Genomic DNA, 24,469 nt, shown 5'->3' on the forward strand with positions numbered 1-24,469 from the left:
ATGACCTCCATCCGCAGGTCTTTTTGCATGACTAAACCTTCACCTGCAATATTGACAGATTCTACCTCGCCTTGTATGAGCTTTAAGGGGTCAGTTTTAATATTTACATCTAAATTTTCTACTTCATCTAATTGGCTAGATAAACCAATTTCTGCCGCTTTATTTAAAGCCTGTTCTCCTATTCCAGAACCCTCTACCATTATCAATGAAGCTCCGTTTTAAATGGCTTTGTTCTATCCTTGAGACAATTTAGTTAATAAATATGCAGATTTTATCTATCTAGCGACAGACAAAATCATAAATAACTATATATCTGTTAGTGGAAATTTAACAGTGTAGAAATTCCAACATTGATTTCTACCTTGAGTTATGAAGCTAATAGTTCAAAAGAAAGAGGAATACCAGATTTAAATGTGTCAATTTGAGATTAGTAATCATACGAATAACCTTTGAGGAGAACTCACAATGGTATCAACTTTAGATGATACAAAACGTAATGCTATAGCTGCTAAATTGGCAGATATGAAATTAATTCAACAATTGCTCATCGATAATGAGCAATTATTTTTGAGAGAATCTACTGATAACGAAATCAGCGATCGCTTCCGTACTATGCTAGATGACGATCGCAAAAATTTGGGGATTCTAGAAACTGTAAATGTGCAGTATGGTATCCAACAAGAGCCACGCAACACAGTTAGCGAAATGGTAGACAAGCTGCGCCAATTAATGCAAGGCTCTAAATTAAGCTTCTACGAAAAAGTATTCCAACACGAATTGTTGAAACACCAACAAGTCATGAGTGGTTTACTAATTCACAAAGCAGCGCAAAAAGTTGGTGCGGATGTCATGGCTGCAATTGGGCCTCTGAACACCGTTAACTTTGAAAACCGCGCTCACCAAGAACAACTCAAAGGTGTTTTAGAAATTCTAGGAGTGCGTGAACTCACCGGACAAGAAGTTGATCAAGGTATTTGGGGACGCGTCCAAGATGCGATGGCGGCTTTAACCGGTGCTGTGGGTAGTGCTGTTACCCAAGGTTCTGACAAACAGGATATGAATATCCAGGATGTCTTACGTTTAGACCACAACAAAGTTAATATCCTGTTCACCGAAATCCAACAAAGCAATGACCCTCAAAAGATTCAAGAGTATTTTGGGCAAATTTACAAGGATTTAACTGCTCACGCTGAAGCTGAAGAAGAAGTTGTATATCCCAGAGTCCGTTCCTTCTACGGTGAAAGCGATACTCAAGAACTGTATGATGAGCAAGCAGAAATGAAGCGGATGTTAGAGCAAATCAAAGCTCTGAGTCCCTCTAGCTCGGAATTTAAAGATAGAGTTAGACAGTTAGCAGACATCGTGATGGATCACGTTCGTCAAGAAGAAAACACCATGTTTGCAGCTATTCGTAACAACCTCAGTTCTGACCAAAGTGAGCAGTTAGCGACACAATTTAAAGCTGCTAAAGCCAAAATTCAAGAAAGATTAGGTGGTCAAACCAGCCGTGCAGGTGTTTAATACATTCGTGCTAGTGTCCTAATTACTAATTCGTAATTAATTACGAATTATGGTGACAAGAGCTAGGTGGACAAAACCACTTTGAAGGCGGAATTTTCAAGGTTGTCTTTACACGGTATTAGTCCGCCACACAAATTATTACGTGTCATAGATACCCGACTTTTTTAAAAAAGTTGGGTATCTGAACATCCGCAATCTATCAAAATCGATTGGGTGCAGTAGTAAGTCCCCTTGCGGGGAAAAGGTAGTGTTTAACTAGAGGAAGCTTGGGAAGGATGCGTAGAAGCTGGGTACGTGTTTCCATCCCCTTGCGGGGAAGAAGTGGTGTTTAACTTACGCTGAGATTGTTTATGCCTACACTGGAGGTTACTAGTTTCCGTCCCCTTGCGGGGAAGAGGTTGTGTTTAACACGACCGAGGTAACGTTGTCAGCAAAACTACAGCGTCGATGGTTAAGTTTCCGTCCCCTTGCGGGGAAGAGGTGGTGTTTAACAAGTCATTCGTTATATTCCCGACTCAGGTATGTTATTGGTTTCCGTCCCCTTGCGGGGAAGAGGTGGTGTTTAACAATTATAAAAATTATTTTATTCATTTAGTAGATGAAGATAAGTTTCCGTCCCCTTGCGGGGAAGAGGTGGTGTTTAACAGCGCGAATTTTTAAGTCCTCTGAACCTTTATCCAGTAAAAGAGAAAGTTTCCGTCTCCTTGCGGGGAAGAGGTGGTGTTTAACGACGAACGCGATGATGCAGTTGAATACGCGTTATCACGTTTCCGTCCCCTTGCGGGGAAGAGGTGGTGTTTAACTATTATCACTATCGTCGAACCGATACCTACATTCATTGACCCCGACACGTTTCCGTCCCCTTGCGGGGAAGAGGTGGTGTTTAACTATTACAATATCGAATACAGGCAAGGTAAAACTTTAAATAAGTTTCCGTCCCCTTGCGGGGAAGAGGTGGTGTTTAACTAAGGAACTCCATAAAGAAGGATTTGCTCATGGGGACATTAAGTTTCCGTCCCCTTGCGGGGAAGAGGTGGTGTTTAACATCATGTCTAAAGTAGCTCAAGCTATGGCTCTAATGTTTCAAGTTTCCGTCCCCTTGCGGGGAAGAGGTGGTGTTTAACATGGAAGTTTTCTGCTGAAGAGATTTCCAGTTTGGTGGGAAAGTTTCCGTCCCCTTGCGGGGAAGAGGTGGTGTTTAACCAAAGTAGTCTCCCCTTTGTTTTAGTACGCTCTTTATGTTTCCGTCCCCTTGCGGGGAAGAGGTGGTGTTTAACTTCAAGCAGAAGGAAAAGAAGGTATTCAAGTAACGTTTCCGTCCCCTTGCGGGGAAGAGGTGGTGTTTAACCTTTCCTCAAGGTTACTGGAGTGAAGGTACTTTAGTTTCCGTCCCCTTGCGGGGAAGAGGTGGTGTTTAACAAGTTAGTTATAAGTATAACTAATTCAGCTAACATAACTAATGTTTCCGTCCCCTTGCGGGGAAGAGGTGGTGTTTAACCCTACCATGTGGAAACTATTGATATATTTAGTTTTCAAGGTTCAGTTGCGCCGAGGTACGGAGATACAGGTGTGACCTACAGCGTCAGTACAAAATTACCAAAGCTTTTTTCGTTAAAAATTAGCTTTAGAAAAAATTTAAACGAAAAACTTCCAGGAGTCAAGGCGAAAAAATAAACTTTTCTTTTATTTACACAAGTTTACTCATCCTTACTTCTTATAAATCCGCGCGACAAACTTACAGCTAACTTTACATTCCGTTACAAACTGCTAAACACTATTAAAATCATCAACTCCAGCCAGTAAACCCCGACAAAAAACCACACAACGAACTTTACAAAAGTCAATAATCCGCAGTGCTGAGTGCTGAGTGCTGAGTAGTGAGTCATGAGTTGCTGTTAGTGGTAGCAGGGTGTTTAGGGAACACCAAAAAATAAATTATCCCAAATAAACAGCTTAGTAGGGTGCGTCAGTATGAATAACCTCTTGGTATAGTTAGGTTTTCTTGCACTGACGCACCCTACAGTTTGGATATTTTTTGATCTGGAAGTCCCTTAGCCGATGCTGAGTTGAGAAATAAATTCTACCTTGTCCACCTTGTCCCCAATCCCCAATCCCCAATCCCTAGTCCCCAGTCCCCAGTCCCCAGTCCCCCAATCCCCTAAAAAAACTGAACCTTATCAACCTTCTCCCAAGGTAAATCTAGATCATCTCTACCTACATGACCATAAGCTGCTAACTTGCGATAAAATCCACCTTTCATCAAAGACGGTAAATGTCTTAAATTAAACTGTTTCAGAATACCTGCTAACCGAAAATCAAAATACTGTTCTAATAAAGTCGTAATTTCATCATCAGATATCTTACCAGTACCAAAAGTTTCTACTTGCACACTCACAGGACGAGAAAGCCCGATAGAATAACTCAGTTGTACTTCACATTCATCAGCTAAATTCGCCGCCACCACATTTTTAGCAGCATAACGCGCCGCATAAGCTCCCACTCTATCGATTCTAATGGGGTCTTTACCACTTAATGCAGAACCGCTATGTTTAGAATACTCACCATAGGTATCTATGGCGTTTTTTCTACCTGTTAAACCAGAATGTACCGCCGGGCCACCAGTGATAAATGCGCCGTCGGGGTTAATAAAAATTCTGGTGTTTACATCGGGTTTAATATCTTCATGTTCAAAAACCGGCACAATGACATTTTCTCGAATATCATCTCGTAATTGTTGAATATCAGGTTTACTACGTTTATTTTGACTGGCAATAACTGTAATACTATGAATTCTATAGGGACGACGATTTTTATATTCGACTCCCACTTGAGTTTTACCATCAGGAGTGAGATAGTCTAAGATATTTTTATTTCTCACTTCAGTCATTTTCCTGGCTAGTTTATGGGCTAACCATATAGGTAAAGGCATGAGTGTTGGTGTTTGATTGCAAGCAAAACCAAATACTGTCGCTTGGTTAGTGACAGTAATTTTTTCTATCTCCTCATCTGATAATTTATGTTCATCAAATAAGTGATATTGGTCAGGCGGTAATTCAGTTAAACTCGTCAAAACACTACAGGTTTTACCGTTAAATTCTTTGTGGGTATAGCCGACTTGATCAATAACTTGTCTGGCTATGTTGGTAAAATCCACATTTGCATTTGGTTCAAATCTAGCAGCCAAAAACACAATTCCTGTAGCCACAGCGCATTCTGTAATGACTCTAGAATAAGGGTCTTGTTGTAAAAAACGATCTACGATCGCATCGCTAATTTGATCACACAGTTTATCAGGATGCCCCTCGGTCACTGATTCTGACGTAAACATGAAATCTTTTTTCATAATTCACCTGCTTTTGGGAATTGGGAATGGGGAATGGGGCATTGGGCATTGGGAATGGGGCATTGGATCAGAAATTCTACCTTGTCTACCTTTCCCCCTGCTCCCTGCCCCCTGCCCCCCTGCCATCAACGTGATAGTATATTTCTCTGAGTTGCCAGTTCTTTAGCTCCTTTTGTGCTTTCATTTACTAATAAAGGCAGTACGGCACTAGCACCGATGACGGCACTATCCACTAAGCTAATCGGGGTGATTCTCAACAGATTTCTTAGTGGGGGAATGGCGATCGCTAAAATTTGAATGCCGAATGAGCCTGCAATGGCAACATTTAAATAAGGATTGGTGGGTAATTTTCCTTTGCTGAAAATGCTGTGGGTTTCGGAACGGCTGCTGATTGTATGTAGGAGTTGGGCTGATGTCAAACTCATAAAGGCGATGGTACTTGCTTGGGGTGAGATTCCATATCTGGCGAGGCTGTAACCATAGGCGGCGAGGGTGCTGGCAGAGATGATGGCTGACTCAAACGCAATTCGCCCTAAGTCGGAATTTTTAATGATGGGTTCGTCGGGGTTGCGGGGTGGTTGGTTTAATACTTCCGGTTCTGGTGCTTCTAAAGCTAAGGATAATCCAGGGAAAATGTCTGTGACTAAGTTTAACCACAGCAATTGTATGGCGTTTAGGGGTTCACCAATTCCTACGGCTGTGGCGGTAGTCATCACCATAATTTCGCTGAGGTTGGTAGACAAAAGGAAATGGACAGATTTACGAATGTTGTTGTAAATTGTTCTTCCCCGACTGACGGCGATAATCATGGTTTCGAGTCTATCGTCTTCTAAAACGATATCTGCAACTTCACGCGCTACATCTGTACCGCCTTTACCCATTGCTACACCTACTTGGGCTGCTTTTAAAGCTGGTGCGTCGTTAATTCCGTCCCCTGTCATCGCTACAACTTTTCCTGCACCTTGCAAGGCTTGGACAATTTGCAGTTTATTGCTGGGACTAATTCTGGCAAATACGTCTACTTTATCGCTGAGGGCGGTTAAGGCTTCGGGGGTGAGGTTATTAATGTTGGTGGAGTCGAGAATTTCTAGTTGGGGGTCACGATTTAATTCTAATTCTTTAGCGATCGCATAGGCTGTAGGACTTTGATCACCAGTAATCATCACAGTATCGATTCCGGCTTGATGGAAGTCTGCAATTAAGGCTTTTGCACCTTTTCTGATGGGATCTGCCATCCCTACTAAACCTAGCCAAGTCAGGTTAGATTCATGGTTGTTGCCGTTGCCGTTACCGTTGTGGTATTCATCTAGATGGCTGTAGGCTATGCCCAATACTCGTAATGCTTTCCCAGCCATGCGATCGTTTTCAATTTCGATTTTCTGTCTGGCTTCGTCGTCTATAGGTAAAAGTTGACCATCTTTGACTTGATATTGACATAGCTGTGCCACTTCTACAGGGCTACCTTTCACCGCCACAAACTTGTGTTGATTATGAGTCTGGTGAATGGTACTCATCAGATTACGGTTTTCTGAGCGCAAATTAGTTTGTAGCAGAGGATACTTTTCTTTGAGGGCGATCGCATCAACTCCCGCCGCAATAGCCATGTAAATTAGAGCGTTTTCTGTGGCTGAACCTGTAACCGTATATTCACCATCGATTGATTTGCTGACTTCACTTTCGTTACATAAAACCGATACGTGAATCAACTTTAATAGTTCATCGTCAGCATAGGGGTTAATTTGGTCTGCACCATCCACAAAATCCCCGTCTGTCACTTGAATTTGGCGGGAATTGGCGTGAATTTCTACCACAGACATTTTGTTTTCGGTGATTGTGCCGGTTTTATCCATGCAAATTGTTTGCACAGAACCTAAAGCCTCAACCGCCGCCAAACTCCGCACCAAAACTTTATTTTTCCGCATCTCTAGGATACCTAAAGCTAAGGTGGTGGTAGCAATGGTGGGTAAACCTTCGGGAACAGCCGCTACAGCAAGAGAAATGGATGATTTCAGCATCTGTACTAAACCGTATCCCCGCCAGACACCCATCCCAAAGACGAGTCCACAAATCCCCATACTAATTAACACCAGTTGTCCGCCGACTTCATCGAGTTGTCTAGCTAAAGGGGTTTCCGTGGCTTGGGCTTCTCCTACTAACTGTTGAATTTTGCCCATTTCTGTATATTGGCCAGTCGCCACCACCGCCGCCAATCCTTGACCACTGGTGATATAAGTACCTTTGTAGGCCATGTTGATGCGATCGCCTAATGGTACATCCTCACCCATTAAATAGGCTGTATCTTTATTAACGGGGATACTCTCACCAGTCAAAGCCGATTCATCAATACTCAAGCTATCAGTAGTCAGCAATCGAGAGTCCGCCGCTACATAATTCCCTGGTTTGAGAATTAAAATATCTCCCACCACTACATCTTCAATGGGTATTTCTTGCGGCTGACTGTCTCTTAATACCCAAGCCGATGTTTGCTGATGATGTTTGAGGGAATTAATAATTCTTTCTGACTGACTTTCTGTCACATAACCAATGATGGCATTTAAACCCACCACACCCAAAATCACCACAGCATCAACCAATCCCCCTGTAAAAATCGAGACTCCCGCCGCCACACCCAACAAAGCCACAGGTAAAGATTGAAACTGTTGCAAAATGATGCTCAAATTAGACCGCAATTCTGTTTCTGCTAAAACATTTGCACCATATTTACTCAAATTCTCAGCAGCAGATGCACTAGATAGTCCTGATTCTGGGGAGGTTCTGAAGGTCTGGAGAACTTTAGTAGTCGGCATTAAATGCCAGTTTTCTACTTTTTGTTCTTGGATATTGCTATCTGATTTAGTAATTTTATGCGGAGATTGAATAATGCTTTTAAAATCAATTTTTGGTTGATTATCTAGAAAGTTTTTAATGATTTTTGCAATTAATTCTTGTATTTGCTGATAATGATAACCTCGTTGAAATATAACCAATAAATTACTTGTCAATATATTGGCGTGAGCTTGTAATATTACAGAATTTTTGACTAATTGCTGTTCTAAATATATCTTTAACTCTGGTGACTTATGCAGATCTGTGATTTTATATCTGGCTCTTCCTTTAACTTTGGTGTGTATAGCTTTAATCACGGCAATTCACGACTCCCTAAACTCTGGTAACTGCCTTTATTAAGTATATACTTAATTGATTAATTAACTTTCTTTCTTTATACACGCGTTTGAGTTGTTTCCATCAAGAATTACGCTAAATTCCTGATTTTAGGAGCATTTAAATAAGCTTGGGGATTTTCAGGATCGAATTCCAATCCGTTAAAAAATTTTTCTACACCTCTGGATGTACTGGCGGGAATGGCTTTTTCCTGTCCAATGAATTTTGCAGTGTCCCGCCACAAATCCTCACGATTGACAGCATCAATCAAAGATTTGGTATCAAAGTCTGGAGAACGATGTCCCCAGCGCATATCTTCAGTTAGAAACCACAAATCATGACTTTTGTAAGGATAGGAAGCACTGTCAGTCCAGAATTTCATTCGATGGGGACTGTTTTCTACTACCCGCCCATTACCATAATCAAACTTACCCAATAAGCGATCGCGCATAAAATCGATTTTGATTCCCATCCACTGTCGCTCGGACAAAATCTGCAACATTTCCTCTTTATTTTCGGGGAGATCGCACCACATCTGCGCTTCCATCACTGCTGCGAGCATGGCTCTAGCCGCTTTGGGATGCTTATCTACCCAATTAGCGCGCACAACCAGTGCTTTTTCGGGATGATTGTTCCACAATTCGCCAGTAGTGACACTGGAATATCCAAACCCCAGTTTGATCAGTCGGTGATGCCAAGGATCTACACAAGAGAAGGCATCCATACTACCTGCTCGCATATTAGCCACCATTTGGGGTGGTGGCATTGTGACTAATGTTATATCTTTTTGTGGATCGATACCTCCATAAGCAAGCCACCAACGCATGAAAAAGTCACCTGTACATCTAGGGAAAGGAACAGCACAACGCACGGTTTCCCCAGTCATAATCTTCTGGTCAAATACTCGCTTGAGAGCAGAGCTATCCAGACCAAGGTTTAAATTCTTATGAGCATTGGCAATGGAAATCCCTTGTCCATTGACATTTAAGCGAGCCAAGATATACATCGGTATTTTGCGCTGATAGCTAATCTCGCCTGTGGTAATTAGATATGCCTGATTAAAAAGTAAATGAGAACCATCCAACCCATCATCATCTGAACCCAACATTAGTTTGTCCCTTTGAACAGCCCAAGAAGGCTGTTTTTTGACCTGGACATCAGGCATACCATATTTAGCAAAGAAGCCCTTTGCTTTGGCAATAATTAGAGGACAACAGCTGGTAACGGGGACAAAGCCTAGTGTGGCTTTTGTTACTTCAGGAGTATCACTCTCACCAGCATACGCTCCTAGATTTAACTTGGTAAAAGTGTCACTGGATGTGGGGTGATGGTTAGTAGTTTGAGTTAATAGTACAGCTGCACCCGTACTGACGAGAAATTTGCGTCTAGAAAACTTTTTCATAGAAATCTGGAACTAACAAACGGGATTGTGACTTTTTGGATTCAAAATGCAAAATTCACTTAGGAAGAATGGAAAGAATTTTGAGTTCATTCTGGGTACAAGCTTTGACCACAATCTTCCCTACGGGATGCTGCATGAATGATTTGGGTACCTGATTCAATACTACCTAAAGAGGTTCGGGTCAAATTGCCAGGATTTGATCCTCTATGTACTAAACTTGATGCTACTGATGCAAAAATTGCATAGGTTCATGATGCATTTGGTAATAGATATTGCTCTCCATAATCTCTATCGGGATATGAGACAAAAAAATCACAAATCTTGCCAACTCACGAAACCTCTACATTAGTTTTTCAATTTTTTGGAGATAAAGAAAATGAATAAGCTTACTTGTGTGGTTATGGTCGGGACAATATTGTCGATGGGTGCGCCAGCATTGGCTGAAAGTCGTGCTGTGAATATCAGTATTGGCAGTATCGGTGGTGCATTAGATGATGTTGCTTTGCGAACAGTTCGCCAAGTTATTGGGTTTGCGGTGGGTACTGGCACTGTCGATAAATTCATTGTTTATAGTCCCAGGACTGGTTCTCCTATTCCCATCGAAGGAGGTTTATCTGCTTGTGCTGAAGCTGGCTTTGGGATAACTGATGCTAAATTTAAAGCTTTTGTTCAGCAGTTGCGTTCAATTACACCCCGTTCAGGAACTTTCTTAAATGTAGAACTTACTGCCAGCTGTAGGCTCAACTAAAAACGTTGGTACAAGGGTATCTGTTAGTGCATAGTGGTTGTTGTTCATGACTTCAGTTACACAGTGAGAGTGTGGGATGGAGAATTGACGATTGATTCTGAAGCATCGGAAGTCCTACAACTATCTGTCTGCTGAGTGTGAACAGATGCGGGTGATCTGCGATGGCGGAACGCCTGGCTTCGCAGATCGCATCAATCGAGTGTATTTGAGTGGGCTGGAGAAATCAGTACAGAGGTTTTTGGAATTTTTGGGGAAGGTGAATCGGGTATATCCCATTGATCTGAGGGAATCGGTGCAGAAGGTTTTGGAGTTGCTGGTGAGACTGAACCCGACGTAATAGTTGCTAAACCTCAGATTTTCCGATAATAATCACAAGTTTCAGTATAACCATCAGTTTTTACACAATCTTTATTGAAAATTTATTTCTTAAGATAGCTGTATAAGTGTATTCTCGTATCATAAGGCGTAAAACCACGTAACATTTTATTTTTGCGGATATAAATCAGATATGATTCAAGATTTTCAAGTTCAAGAACTGTTAATAGCAATCACCGTTAAACAGCAAAACCCCAGTATTGTGACCGCAGACTTCCTCAAATACACAGGGATTGTCCCTAGCGATTGGGAATTAGCTAGACCACCAGTTTTAACTAATACTGCGGCGCAGGTTGTTTACCAAAACGGTGTGAGCATAGTTGCAGAAGTTAATAGAGTGATTTTTGCAGAAGCGATCGCCAATAAGGAAGCAAGTGATGTCCAAGTCGGGGCGATCGCACATAAGTACATTCAGACAGTCAAACAAGTCAACTATCAGGGCGTGGGAATTAACCTACGAGGAATTGCACCTTACGAGCTAAAAAACTTCGGCTCACGCAATTACACCTTTAGTAAACTCCTCCAGGCTGGCCTGTGGCAAGATTTTGGTTCTGCACCTGCGGAAGCTTCTGTGCGGTTAGTGTATACATTGGATGAAACACGGCTATATCTGGATATTAATGAAGCGCAATTACAGTATCCAGACCAAACTACCAAGCCAGCAATTTTATTTTCGGCAAACTTCAATCGTGCAATTAACCAAGAAGAACCAGCAGCACGGTTAGCAGCTATTGATGCAGTGATTGACAAATGGCAAACTGATGTGGAAACACTCAAAGAACTTGTCAATAAAAAGTTTTTGGATACTCAAAGCTATGCCATTAATGTAGCAACAACCGAGCCACTCCAGTTTCCCACAGCGATCGCTGAATAATTTCAAATCCAATTTTTGATCAGTGTTGGTCAAGGGTTATTTTAAAATAGCCCTTTTTTCCATTGGGGTATTGAACCAGAGCTAAAACAATCGATACCCCCATTGCAATAAATCAATTCAAAAACGCGAGATTTTAAACTACAGATTTCTTGTCAGTGAAGTTAATCAGGCTACATTTTTTAATATAAATTATTTTTATGATTTTATGTATTGATTGTACTGATGCAATCATTGTATTATTGCAATGGTTGTGAATATACTCGGCTAAATCAAAATAAATTAGCTTGCAAAGGCGATAACAGTAATGTATGAACAATACTTTTACAAAATCATGTAAAAGTAATTCTTATTGCGTAGTCATACTCCCACAAAACACAAGTTTTCTTTTTGAGAAATATTTGTAGATGCAGTGCCGTATTTATTGTTCCCCTACGCTAGTTTTTATTGACATTAAACACATTACTCACTACGACTTGCTTTTAATCTCAGGTTAAAAGCCTGGTTGCATCCGCGTTAATTAAAAAACCCAACATAAATTCAAGGCTTGATGATTATTTTACTAATTGCCAATCGAGTAAAATAAAACTTCGCTTTGAATAGGTTGGTTTACAACTAATTTTTGTTGAATTTAGATTCAATTTCTAATTGATTTTTAATTGATTTTTAACCAGATAAAGCCACTGTTTACTTTATAAGTGTCTATTATGTTGATTTTAGCTAAATTTATCATTCAAAAATAATGCAGACCCAAAACCTTTATTACAAAATTAATTTAGGACTACAAAATTTATAAACGATAAAAATTAAGCAAAGCTTTAGAAAATCAAGCACTAGATACTATCATAAATGCAAAAAATTTTAACCGAACAGCCATTATTACTGTGCTTACGCCAATGGCAGTTTCTTAAGTCAATATACCCGTGACTTTGAATCTACTATTATCAGTTTTTGAGCAGCGATCGCAACTACTATTTAACCCTTCTCCAACAACATCCCAACTAAAGCAACTTAAACAGAAGATGACTAATACTTACACCATCAACCAAAATCTGCTTTTAGAATCATCCTCCGATGATAGTTATGAAGAAAATGATACTTTAGCAACTGCTTATGATTTAACTGCATCGGCTGGTGTTTTATTAAGTAGTATTGAGGGTGCAGGCATTTCCTATGCAGGGGATGAAGATTGGTATAAAGTCACCATCGATGCTTCAGCCCCATACTTCTCTGCTTTTGTTACCTTTCCCATTAACTCTCGCTACATCGATTTAGAAGTTTATAAACCAGATGGTACATTTGTTTCCTCTGCCGCTTATCGATTTGGTAATATAGATAATTATCGGCGAGAAATTAAAACAATTCTTGCACCAGGAGACTATTATTTAAAAATTAATTCTCCCTTTAGCGATCCCAATACTAACCAGATTAGTAATACTTACGATCTATTATGGGAGACACAGACCATTAGTAGTATAACTGATGAATTTGAAGATAACGATACACTAGAAACTGCTACAAATATCAGTAGCCAAGCCAGAAATTATTTTACTGATCTTCTCTTGACCGATGAAGATTGGTATCAAATAGCAGTGAATCCAGGGGAAGAACGGTTGAGAATTACCTATGAAATTGGTAATTCCGAAAACCCTGTAACGCTAAATATTTATGATGCAGCAGGAAATTTAATTAACTCCTTAGAATCACTACAAAATAGTCCTTATGTGCAGGAGTTTAATACTACCTTACCGAGCGATGGCACTTATTATCTGCAATGGGTTCCTTCAGAAACTGGAAATACTTACGCATTCATTTGGGAAACATTGGGACTATCCAATTTAACCATCAGTAATGCTTCTGTCTCTAATTCTAACCCTGAACTTGGTGATACTATTTCTGTATCTTGGACAGTGGAAAACAATGGTAATTATGACACTTTAGAAGGATGGTATGATGCGGTCTATTTATCTGAAGATACAACGTTAGATGGAGAAACTGATGTTTTTCTGACTAATAACTATTACCTTTATAATTTAATTCCAGGGTCAAACTATACTCAAACAATAGATTTAACGATTCCTAATTATCTGGGATTGGGGAGTCGTTATTTACTTTTTGTCACAGATAACTATAACGATGAATCAGAAGACAATGAAACTGATAATGTTTATAGCGTTCCTATTGTGCTTGGAGGAGATGCACCTAATTTAGTCATCACCAATGTTACCCCAATACCCACGACAGCCGCAGTAGGACAAAGCATTGATTTATCTTGGACTGTGACCAATAATGGTACTGCAACTACAGGAATTTCTTATTGGTTTGATAGGGTAGTTTTTTCACGAAACCAAGTTTTTGGTGATAGCGATGATATTTATCTGAATGAACAGTATATATACAGCCAGTACGGTTTGCCCTTAGATGTGAATGAAACCTATACGGTGAACAGTACCTTTATATTACCAACAGAAGCAGCAGGAAGTGGATATTTACTTTATAAAACAGATAACTATAACTATCAAGGAGAAACCGACGAGACTGATAATGTTTATGTGCAAGCAATTAATGTTGCTGCACCAAATTTAACCATTACGAATGTCACAGCACCCACAACTGCTGTAGCCGGACAAAGTATTAATCTTACTTGGACAGTTAAAAATGACGGTTCAGTAACTACAGGAAGTTCTTACTGGTATGACCTAGTATTATTCTCGAAAAACCAAATTTTTGGTGATAGTGATGATATTTATTTAATTGACGAGTATGTTTCTACTGCTGATGGTTTACCATTAGAAGCCAATGAAACTTATACAATCAACAAAACCTTCAATTTATCAGGGGAAGCAATAGGTACAGGCTATTTGTTATTTAAAGCAGATGGCTATGAATATCAATCGGAGACAAACGAAAACGACAATGTTTATGTTCACGCCATTGATATTGCTGCCCCTAATTTAGTTGTTACCAATTTCACATCACCCATTACAGCCGTAGCGGGACAAAGTATTAATGTCTCTTGGACAGTTAGAAATGACGGTTCAATAACTACAGGAAGTACTTATTGGTTTGATAGATTAGTATTCTCGAAAAACCAAATTTTCGGCGATGGTGATGATATCTATATTACTGAGCCATATATATATAGTGCCTATGGATTGCCACTAGAAGCAAACGAAACATATACGGTAAATCAGACTATAAATTTACCAGGTAAACCGATAGGAAGCGGATATTTATTATTAAAAACAGATAACTATAACTATCAAGGAGAAACAAACGAAAACGATAATGTTTCTGTCCGTGCCATTGATATTGCTGCTCCTAATTTAACTATTTCTAATGCTACTGCTCCTAGTGCTGCTATTTTAGGAGAATCAGTTTCAGTTACTTGGACAATTCTCAACAATGGTTCAGTCCCGGCTAACGCCGATTGGTATGATTCAGTTTATGTTTCCAATGATCAAGTCTTAGATATTGGAGACCAAAGAATCGACTCTTTCTATCAAAGCGCTAGAAGTCCCCTTGCCTCTGGAACAAGTTATACCGATACCCGCAATATTATCATCCCTAATAATGTTGCCCTTGGCGATCGCTACCTCATATTCGTCGCAGATTACTATGATTATTTCAACAACAACTATCAAGGGGAAACAAACGAAACAGATAATACCTACGTTGTTCCCATTAATTTAAGTGCGCCGGATTTAATCGTCTCACAAGCAAACGCGCCGAGTACAGGAGTAGTCAACGGAGCAATTGATGTCTCCTGGACTGTGAGAAACCAGGGAACTGTGGCTGCACCTGCGGATTGGTTTGACTATATCTATCTTTCTACTGATGCAACCTATAGCTTTAATGATACCTTCATCACATCGCAATCCATCTCTACTCAAACACCATTAGCAGCAGATGGAAGTTACACCATTAACAGGAGTATCACCTTACCCAATGTCACAGCCGGCAATTATTACCTGATATTCCGTGCTGATGGTTCAGGCAATCAAGGAGAAACCAATAACAGTAATAATGATCGCGCCATTCAAATCACTATCGGCACACCAGATTTAATTGTCTCCCAAGCAAATGTACCACAATCAGGTGTATTAGGCTCAACGGTTAGTGTTTCTTGGACAGTAACTAATCAAGGAAATGTAGCGGCTCCTGCTGATTGGAGTGATTATATTTACTGGTCAAGTAATGACACTTATGATTTTTCTGACACTCTGATTACTACAATCTCCGCCGCGTCTCAAACACCTGTAGCCGCAGGGGGTAGCTATACCCAAACTCAGACTATCACTCTACCAAATCAATTAGGGTTTGTTGGTAATGGATATCTGATTTTCCGGGCTAATGGGAATAACATCCAAGGAGAAACCAACAATAATAATAACGATCGCGCCGTCGCCTTCCGTGTCAATGCACCGGATTTAATTGTCAGTAACGCCTCAGCACCAGAATCAGTGACAGTCGGTGCAACCTTGAGTATTACTTGGGATGTCACGAATCAGGGAACGGTAGCAGCCAATGCAGATTGGTGGGATCGAATCGTCATTTCCACAGATCAAATTTTTGGTAATGGTGACGATACTTATCTGACGGAAGTTTGGGCAGGTGCTTCGACTCCTTTAGCAGCAGGTGCAACTTACACCCGTACTACCAATGTTACCCTGCCCACCACAGCTACAGGCGATCGCTATTTACTCTTTAGAGCAGATAACTATAACAATCAAGGAGAAACGGACGAAAATAATAACGTCCGGGCTGTTGCAATCAATATTTCTGCCGCCGATCTACAAGTTACATCCACAAATGCCCCCACAGCCGCAGTTTTAGGGGAAACTGTAGAATTAACCTGGACAGTCACCAACCAAGGCACAGGTACAGCCACCAGAGACTGGTTCGATCGCGTTTATCTCTCCAGTAATGAAACCCTAGACGGTAGCGATGTTCAAGTCACCTCAGAATACATCTCTACCCAAACACCCTTAGCAGTGGGTGCAAGCTATACCATTAGTAAAAACGTCGCCTTACCTAATTTTACCCCCGGTAATCAGTTTTTACTCTTTGTTGCAGACCGGGATAATTATCAAGGGGAAACCAACGAAAATAATAATGTCCGTGTTGTTGGGATTAACTTAAGTGCGCCTGATTTAATCGTCTCCAATGCCTCTGCACCTACAACCGGCACATTGGGTAAGAGTATAGAAGTTTCTTGGACAGTCCAAAACCAAGGTACAACTTCAGCATCAGCCGACTGGTATGACTATATTTACCTGTCTAACGATCAAGTTTTTGATGCCAACAGCGATACCTATGTTACCCAAGAACTTATTTCTACCCAAACACCGTTAGCAGCCAACGGTAGCTACACCATTACCCGCAACATTAACCTACCAAATGTTGCCACAGGCAACCGTTATCTCATCTTCGTCGCCGACGGTTCACAACAGCAGGGAGAGACAAACAACACCAACAATACTCGCACTGTCGCCATTAGTCTCAATGCCCCCGATTTAGTAGTCAGTAATATTATTGCCCCAGTAGAGTCTTTATCAGGACAATCCATAGATATTACTTGGACAGTCACCAACCAAGGTGCAGCCACAGCAGAAGGAACTTGGTGGGATCGACTTTATTTAGTGAATAGCAGTAATGGGGCATTTATTAGAGACTTAGGTTACTTTAGCTTTACTGGTAGCATTGCCGCCGGAGCATCCTTAGAGCGATCGCAATCCTTGAATTTACCTTTGGCGCTAACAGGAGATTACAAAGTCGTCGTCACCACGGATAACTACGGCAATATCCCAGAAGGAACTCAAAACGAGTCGAACACCACCACCGACGAGCAAACCCTACAAATTCGCCTGTCCCCAGTTCCTAACTTACAAGTCAGCAGCGTTACTGCACCAGCCACCGCTTTCTCTAGTCAAGATACTGTAGTCCAATGGACTGTCACCAATGTGGATACTGGCGCAACTAATGCACCCATTTGGTATGACAGAGTATATTTATCTCTCGATCAAACCTTTGATGATACTGACACCTATTTAGGGCAAACAACTAATCCCAGTTACCTAAATGTCGGTGATAGCTACACCAACAGTTTGACCGTGACTCTGCCCCGTGGCATTGATAGCAACTATTACTTCCTTGTCCAGACAGATGCTTACAACAGCGTCACCGAAGTTGGTAACGAAGGCGATAATTTCCGTGCAGGGGGGCCGACAGATGTCAACTTGACACCACCACCAGATTTACAGGTGACAACGGTCAATGCACCATCGGGAGCATTTTCTGGACAACCAGTCACCTTAAGCTGGACAGTCACCAATGAGGGGACAGGACGCACCTTAGAAAATACTTGGTACGATCGCATCTTCATGTCTCTTGATGAAACCTTAGATGCCAGCGATCGCTTTCTGGGTGAAGTCTTACACAATGGCAGTCTGAATGCCGATAGCAGCTACAATGCTTCAGCTACAGTTAATTTACCCATTGGTGTAAGTGGGAATTATTACTTCTTTGTCCGTACCGACCATTACAACCAAGTTTACGAAAATGCCTTTGAAGGCAACAACGCTGGTTATGATGCGATCGCCACAAATATCACCCTGACACCCCCACCAGATTTAGAAGTCGAATCGATTATCCTACCCAATAATGCCCGTGCCGGTGGCAATTTAATTATTAATTACCGTGTCACCAATTTTGGAGCTACTGAAACACCCGCTAACACCTCTTTTTGGACAGATACCTTCTATCTCTCCCTAGACAATCAGCTCAACACCACCACCGACATTCGTTTAGGGAGTATCGACCACTACGGAATTTTAGAACCCGACCAAGGGTATAACGGCACAGCCAACTTTACCCTCAGCAACACACTCACAGGAAACTATTACGTCTTTGTCACCACCGATAGCGGCGATCAAGTCTTTGAACTGAATAACAACAACAATACTCTCAGTAGTAACAATCAGGTGCAAATAGTCTCCCGTCCATCTGATTTAGTGGTCACAAGTACTACCGCACCCACAACTACAGAAGCAGGTAAAACTCTACGCCTGCAATGGACGGTGAAAACCAAGGCATCGGCGATAGCATCGTCACCACTTGGACAGATCGAATACTGGTATCAACTGACGCTATCTTAGGTGATGCAGACGATATCACCTTGGGTGAATTTAACCGCACAGGAATTTTAAATCCAGGGGAAACTTATAGCCGTGACGAGTTAGTCACAATACCCTTTAATTTAGTCGGAGATTACCAACTCTACGTCGTCACAGATGCCGCTAACAGAGTTTATGAAGCCAGCAACGAAAATAATAACGCTGGTACAGTATTACCCCTGACCATTAACCGCCAAACCCCCGACTTAACAGTTACCCAAATTACCGCACCTACCACTGCCCAATCGGGGACGACAATTACCATTAATTGGACAGTTAAGAACTTTGGCTTGGGTGGTACTAATAGTAATTACTGGTACGATCAAGTCTATTTATCTACTGACTCCACACTGAGTGGTAACGACATTTCACTAGGAGCAGTCTTCCACTCCGGGTCCTTAAATGCCGCAGGCGAGTATACTGGCTTGAGAACCTTTAACCTGCCCATAGACCTGAATGGGACATATTACGTCATCGTCCAGGCGGATAGCGATAACCTCGTGGTCGAAGGTGCAGGAGAAAATAACAATTATCTGGCTGCGACCACAGCCACCACAATTAACCTTAGCCCTGTACCCGATTTTGTCATCCAGTCAGTGGATGCACCCGCCAGTGCGATCACCGGACAACTCTTCAATCTCACTTGGACTGTAACTAACAACGGTGCAGCCACCACTGGCAGTTGGTATGATGGCTTTTACCTCTCCCGCGACCAAATATTTGACCGTAACAGCGATATCTTTCTGGGTTACACAGCTCACAATAGTTTGGGTAGCGGAGCATCCTATACCAAAACCACATCCTTTAACTTACCGCGAGGTTTAACGGGACGCTTCTATGTATTTGCGGTCACTGATAGCAGTAATCAGATTTACGAGCGCAGTGGCGAAACCAATAACATTGGCTTTGATGCCTTCTCACTGGAAGTCATTCTGCCACCACCCTCAGATTTAATTGTCACTAATATAACCGTACCTGCTAATGGCATTCCTGGTGAAGCCATCAATATCAGTTACACCATCACCAACCAAGGTACTGATGCAGCGATCGGCAGTTGGTATGATGCAGTTTATATCTCTGCTGATACCCAATGGGATATCGGCGATACCTTAGTGGGGCAAGTCTTCCATACTGGTGATGTGGATGGTGGCGCTAGCTACAGTGGCGTTTTACAAGCCACCCTTCCAGGAATCACACCGGGGAACTACTATGCGATTGTGCGGAGTGACATCCGCAACCAAGTACCTGAAGTTAATCAAACCAATAACACTGGTGTTTCTGCTAATCAAATAACAATCGACGCAGAAGTTCTGACCTTGGGAGTCGCAGACACTGCTACCCTTTCCCAAGGGCAATCGATTTACTATCGCTTCAATGCTACAGCCGGGCAAACAATTCGCCTCCGTTTGGATAGTCAAGATAATCAGAGTTTTAACGAACTTTATGTCCAGCGTGGAGTGATGCCTAATCGGGGTCAATTTGACTTGACAACCCCAGAACCTTTCACCACTGATCCCGAAATTATCATCCCGATTGAGCAAACAGGAACTTATTACGTCTTAGCTTACGGTGATACAGTTACAGGTTCACCAGCATATACAATCACTGCCGAAGAGATTCCCTTCTCGATCACAGCGATTAAAAATAATCAGGTAGGTAATACAGGCTTAGTTACCTTAGACATTCAAGGAGCGCAGTTTAGTCAAGACACAGTTTTTAACTTAATTGATGCAGCAGGCAATTCCATAGCAGCACGTCAATTCCTCCTAGAAAATTCTAGTCGTGCTTACGTCACCTTCAATCTCGATGAGCAACTCCTGGGACTCTACGATCTGCAAGCCACTAAAGGCAATAACCAAACAGTCATACTCAATGACTCACTGACAGTAATTGCCGATAATGCAGATAACATCAACGTGCAGATCGATGGACCAGACTCAGTTCGTCCCGGTCGCAACTATCTGTTTAACATTAACTACGGTAATAATGGTGGTGCAGATAGCATTGCACCTTTAATCTTGCTAGAAAGTGCCACAAATACCCCTGTAGGATTAAGTCTTGACGATTTCAGCAACTCTGGGGTACTGCAACTACTTGGCACTAGCGAAGGATTTACCAATAGTTTACATCCAGGCGAATTAGGCAACATTCCCGTTTACTTCCAAAGCTCGACCAATCCGATTAACTTTAATGTTAGAGCGATCGCAGCTAATAGTTTAGAAGCAGCTGATTGGGATTTAGTCAGAAATTCCGCTCGTCCTGAAGATATTTCTTTGGCGCAGTGGAATACTTTCTTCACCAGAATCCAGCCACGCATTGGGGAAACCTGGGGTGACTATGTCCAATTCATCAATCAACTATCACTTCGTTATTCCCCATCTGGCGAACCCATTCAAGATGTCCAAGAGTTATTTAGCCGACTGTATCAAGATAATCCGAATATATTACCGACATCGATTTTCTCAGGTCAACTATTGAATTCAGCTACAGGTGAAGCTTTCACAGGAGTTCAGATAGCAGCCTATCAACTGGTAAATGGCGAATTGATTCTCGGTGGCTCAACGGTTACCGATGCTCAGGGTAACTTTAGTATTAATGGCTTAGACCCAGGTGAGTATCAGCTAGCAATTGCTACAGATTTGTTTGCCGATACCAACAATATCGCCTTTGATAATAATCAAGATGGAGTCGCAGATGAAAGTGCGCCGATTTATACCATCAATCCATCCACTGATTTAGGCGGTGTCCAAGTTTACGCGCTGCAAGAACAGATACAGCCGGAGACAGCACAAGACACCAAACCATCATTTATTACAGATAGTTCAGGAACTCCGCACCTGTTCTGGTCCCGCAATGGAGAAATTTGGCACGCTTATTTTGACGGTACAAACTGGATTGATGCTGCCCCAATTCCTGGAGCAAATAGTAAAGATTTTAGCGTGCAGGCAGCGAATAATCTCATCGATGGTTCTGGCTCAGGCTTAATTGTGAGTTGGTCGAATGGAGATGATCTCAATCAATCAGAAATTTACTATGCGATCGCACGTCCGCAACAAGCAGGCGGCTACCAATGGTCTGAACCTGTAGCCATTACCAATGATGCGATCGCTGATTCTCGACCCACTGTAGTCGTTACCAATCAAGGTCAGGGATTAGTTGTTTACCAAAAATCTGACGACAGTATTCAGGATGATACCGACCTCTACTACAACCTATTTGACGTTGACTCTCAATCCTTAAGCTGGACATCGCCATTAAGCCTAGAGGATTTGCTGACTACCTTAGATGCTAGTCCCGGCGCGCAAACCTTCTCTCTGGGATGGAAATTTGACGGTACACCAAAATGGGCATTCCTGCAAAAATTAGCCCAATTTAAGACTGAGTTAAGAGCTAACGGCAGTTATGATGTTGCTTGTGAATTGAGACTGCAAGCAGATGGCACAGCTCAAATTGAATTTTCTAGTCGGTTTGCCAAAAAAACTAAAGCGCAAGGACAACTTTACTACAAAGGCGAGTGGACAGCTAAAGGCACAGAAGATAATTGTTACTACGAATTTAAGAAAGCTTCTTTAGGGTTTAATGTCGGCATTGGTGCTGACTACGAGATGCAAATAGAAGAATTAGTATCTCGCATTCCCAATCCTGCCATTGGTTTACCAGCGACACTCCTTCTCGTAGCTTTGAGGCAACTGGGCATATTTGAAGCTAATTTAGGAGTCAGTGTCTTAGTACAATTGGGTGGCAATGTCCAATGGACAAAACCTTCCGCACCGCCAATAGAATATCGTTGGCCGGACACAGGAGCAATCACTTATGATGCACGGGTTGGACTCTACGGTAAAGCCAAACTCCTCAAATATGAAGCCAAAGCTTACGGTAATGTCGGTGCTAAAGGCGATATTTTGCCAAATCCCAGCCTCAAAGAAGTTTACGGACAACTAGGCATTGATTTTCGTACTCCCTCCGGTTTCCTCTTCCGCTATGTTTACACTCCGACTTTATTGGGTCCCAACTCAACTGATTTACTGCCTTTCGCTGATGGAACTGATGATAGCGGACTCCCAGCCGATGTAAGTATAGAGTTCCTTTACGATCCCGCTTCCTTCGTAGGCACAGGCAACACTTACTTTGATGATAATAACGCCAGTGTATTAGCCAATGTCGCTAGTGATTTGTATGCTGATGAACCGCCATCCATCGCCACAGGCCCCAACGGCGAAATGATGATGGCTTGGGCGAAGGAGTTCGATCCCACCAGCGCACAAAAAGGTAGTGCAATTTTCGTTTCTACCTTAAATGGCACTCAGTGGAACGCCCCAGTCCAAATCCCAGACAGTTTAAATCTCAGTAACAATCCCGTGATTACCTTCGATGGTAATGGCAATCCTCTAGTTGTCTGGTCAATGGCAGATGGCAGCAATATTACTCCCAATTCTACGGAAGCAGAGTATGTAGCTGCAATTACAGAAACAGATGTTGTTTACTCTGTTTATACGAACAATGCTTGGTCTAGTCCTGTGGCAATTAATCCCGCCGTCGGTCCCGACGAAACTCCCACCTTGGGACTGGGTGCTAATGGTCAAGTGCTGTTGGTTTGGAGTCACATCATAGCTGACATGGAAAACTTGAAGGCAAGTTTCTGGGATGGTACGAGTTGGAGTACAGCCCAAACAATTGTCACAGGCGAAATTATCGACAAAGCCACCATTGGTCAAATCAATGGCAAAACGGTAGTTTATTGGAGTGAAGATACTGACTCCAATCTTGAAAGAGTTAATGCCACGGTCTTCTATAGCATTTATGACAATGGCTGGTCAACAGCGATCGCCTTTAATCCAGAACAAGCAGCTATTCAATCAAGCGGGACTCTGAATGTCAACGGCGATTCAGCCACCTTTACACCATCTAGTTTCACCTTACCAACACCGCCTGAAGAATGTTGTGAGTGTAAAGAAGGCGATCCTGATTGTGATGATGATGACGATTATGATCCCCCAGTTGTCGTTCCCAGAGACCCTAACGACATACTCGGTCCAAAAGGATTTGGGGCAGAAAATTGGATCAATGCTCAAGCTGCTTTGCCCTACACAATCCGCTTTGAAAACGCGGCTGATGCTTCCGCCCCAGCTCAAGTAGTGGTAATCACACAGCAACTTGATCCAGACCTCGACTTCCGCACCTTCCGCGTTGATGACTTTGGCTGGGGCAATCTGCGCTTTGAATTGCCAGGAAATCGGCCTTTCTTTAGCGATCGCATCGACTTAACTGAAGACTACGGCATCTACGTCGATGTCTCTGTTGCTATTGACGTGATCACCGGATTAGCTACTTGGCGGATTGCCAGTGTTGACCCTGCTACTGGTGAAGCCCCCCTCGATGCCCAGGCAGGTTTCTTGCCAGTCAATAATGCCGATGGTGCAGGCGAAGGTTTTGTTAGTTATACCGTCCGCACCAAACGAGCAATCGAGACAGGTGATGTAATTGATGCTGCTGCCCAAATTGTTTTTGATACAGAAGCACCCATCGACACACCACCGATTTTCAACACCATTGATGTTGGTATCCCAACTAGTAGCGTGGCATCCTTGCCTGAGATTAGCGAAACCCCAGAGTTTCTAGTACGCTGGTCTGGTAGCGATGAGAGCAACGGCTCTGCTTTGGCAGGTTTCACCATCTATGTTTCCGAAAATGGAGGTGAATTCACTTCTTGGTTAGAAAATACAACCCTGACTGAAGCAACTTATATAGGACAACCTGGTAGTACCTATGCTTTCTACGCTGTTGCTACTGACAACGCAGGTAATCAAGAAGCTGTACCCACAAATGCCGATGCCACTACACGAATAGCAGGCGGCACAACTGCTATCGGTGA

General features: G+C 42.2%; 10 protein-coding genes and 1 CRISPR repeat array. Of the genes, 5 read left to right on the plus strand and 5 right to left on the minus strand.

What is annotated here, in order from left to right; translation table 11 throughout:
- Positions 1 to 200: LmeA family phospholipid-binding protein (locus tag CV014_RS23510; protein WP_236144233.1), on the minus strand; the 200-nt coding region annotated here is incomplete at its 3' end.
- Positions 201 to 465: 265 nt separating this feature from the next.
- Between CV014_RS23510 and CV014_RS23515 the strand changes: the two genes are divergently transcribed.
- A complete protein-coding gene (locus CV014_RS23515; RefSeq protein WP_236144234.1) occupies positions 466 to 1,521 on the plus strand; it encodes a hemerythrin domain-containing protein in 1,056 nt (351 codons plus the stop codon).
- 219 nt (positions 1,522 to 1,740) lie between these two features.
- A CRISPR array of direct repeats spans positions 1,741 to 3,019; the repeat unit is 37 nt; unit sequence GTTTCCGTCCCCTTGCGGGGAAGAGGTGGTGTTTAAC.
- A 494-nt stretch (positions 3,020 to 3,513) separates the two neighbouring features.
- Here the strand turns inward: CV014_RS23515 and CV014_RS30230 are convergent.
- The 4 genes from CV014_RS30230 to CV014_RS23530 form a co-directional block, all read right to left on the minus strand.
- Positions 3,514 to 3,639 carry a hypothetical protein gene (locus tag CV014_RS30230; RefSeq protein WP_268964876.1) on the minus strand — a complete coding sequence of 42 codons (126 nt, stop codon included), beginning with the start codon at positions 3,637 to 3,639 and terminating at the stop codon, positions 3,514 to 3,516.
- 40 nt (positions 3,640 to 3,679) lie between these two features.
- Positions 3,680 to 4,864, minus strand: a complete 1,185-nt coding sequence (gene metK / locus CV014_RS23520) for a methionine adenosyltransferase (RefSeq protein WP_236144235.1) — start codon at positions 4,862 to 4,864, stop codon at positions 3,680 to 3,682.
- A 125-nt stretch (positions 4,865 to 4,989) separates the two neighbouring features.
- Entirely contained in the window at positions 4,990 to 8,007 is a 3,018-nt protein-coding gene (locus tag CV014_RS23525) for a cation-translocating P-type ATPase (protein ID WP_236144236.1), read from the minus strand.
- A 110-nt stretch (positions 8,008 to 8,117) separates the two neighbouring features.
- Positions 8,118 to 9,428 (minus strand): CmpA/NrtA family ABC transporter substrate-binding protein, encoded by a 1,311-nt coding sequence (locus CV014_RS23530; RefSeq protein WP_236144237.1) that lies wholly within the window; start codon positions 9,426 to 9,428, stop codon positions 8,118 to 8,120.
- Positions 9,429 to 9,804: 376 nt separating this feature from the next.
- Between CV014_RS23530 and CV014_RS23535 the strand changes: the two genes are divergently transcribed.
- The 4 genes from CV014_RS23535 to CV014_RS23550 all read left to right on the plus strand — a co-directional run.
- Complete coding sequence (locus CV014_RS23535) at positions 9,805 to 10,176, plus strand: hypothetical protein (protein ID WP_236144238.1); 372 nt, start codon at positions 9,805 to 9,807, stop codon at positions 10,174 to 10,176.
- A 508-nt stretch (positions 10,177 to 10,684) separates the two neighbouring features.
- On the plus strand, positions 10,685 to 11,425 hold the full coding sequence (locus tag CV014_RS23540) for a hypothetical protein (RefSeq protein ID WP_236144239.1): 741 nt from the start codon (positions 10,685 to 10,687) through the stop codon (positions 11,423 to 11,425).
- A gap of 920 nt (positions 11,426 to 12,345) precedes the next feature.
- On the plus strand, positions 12,346 to 18,579 hold the full coding sequence (locus tag CV014_RS23545; RefSeq protein ID WP_236144240.1) for a CARDB domain-containing protein: 6,234 nt from the start codon (positions 12,346 to 12,348) through the stop codon (positions 18,577 to 18,579).
- Positions 18,495 to 24,469: CARDB domain-containing protein (locus CV014_RS23550; protein ID WP_236144241.1), on the plus strand; the 5,975-nt coding region annotated here is incomplete at its 3' end. The genes CV014_RS23545 and CV014_RS23550, both read left to right, overlap by 85 nt.

Source organism: Nostoc sp. CMAA1605 (genome assembly GCF_021596505.1).
GTDB lineage: Bacteria > Cyanobacteriota > Cyanobacteriia > Cyanobacteriales > Nostocaceae > Trichormus.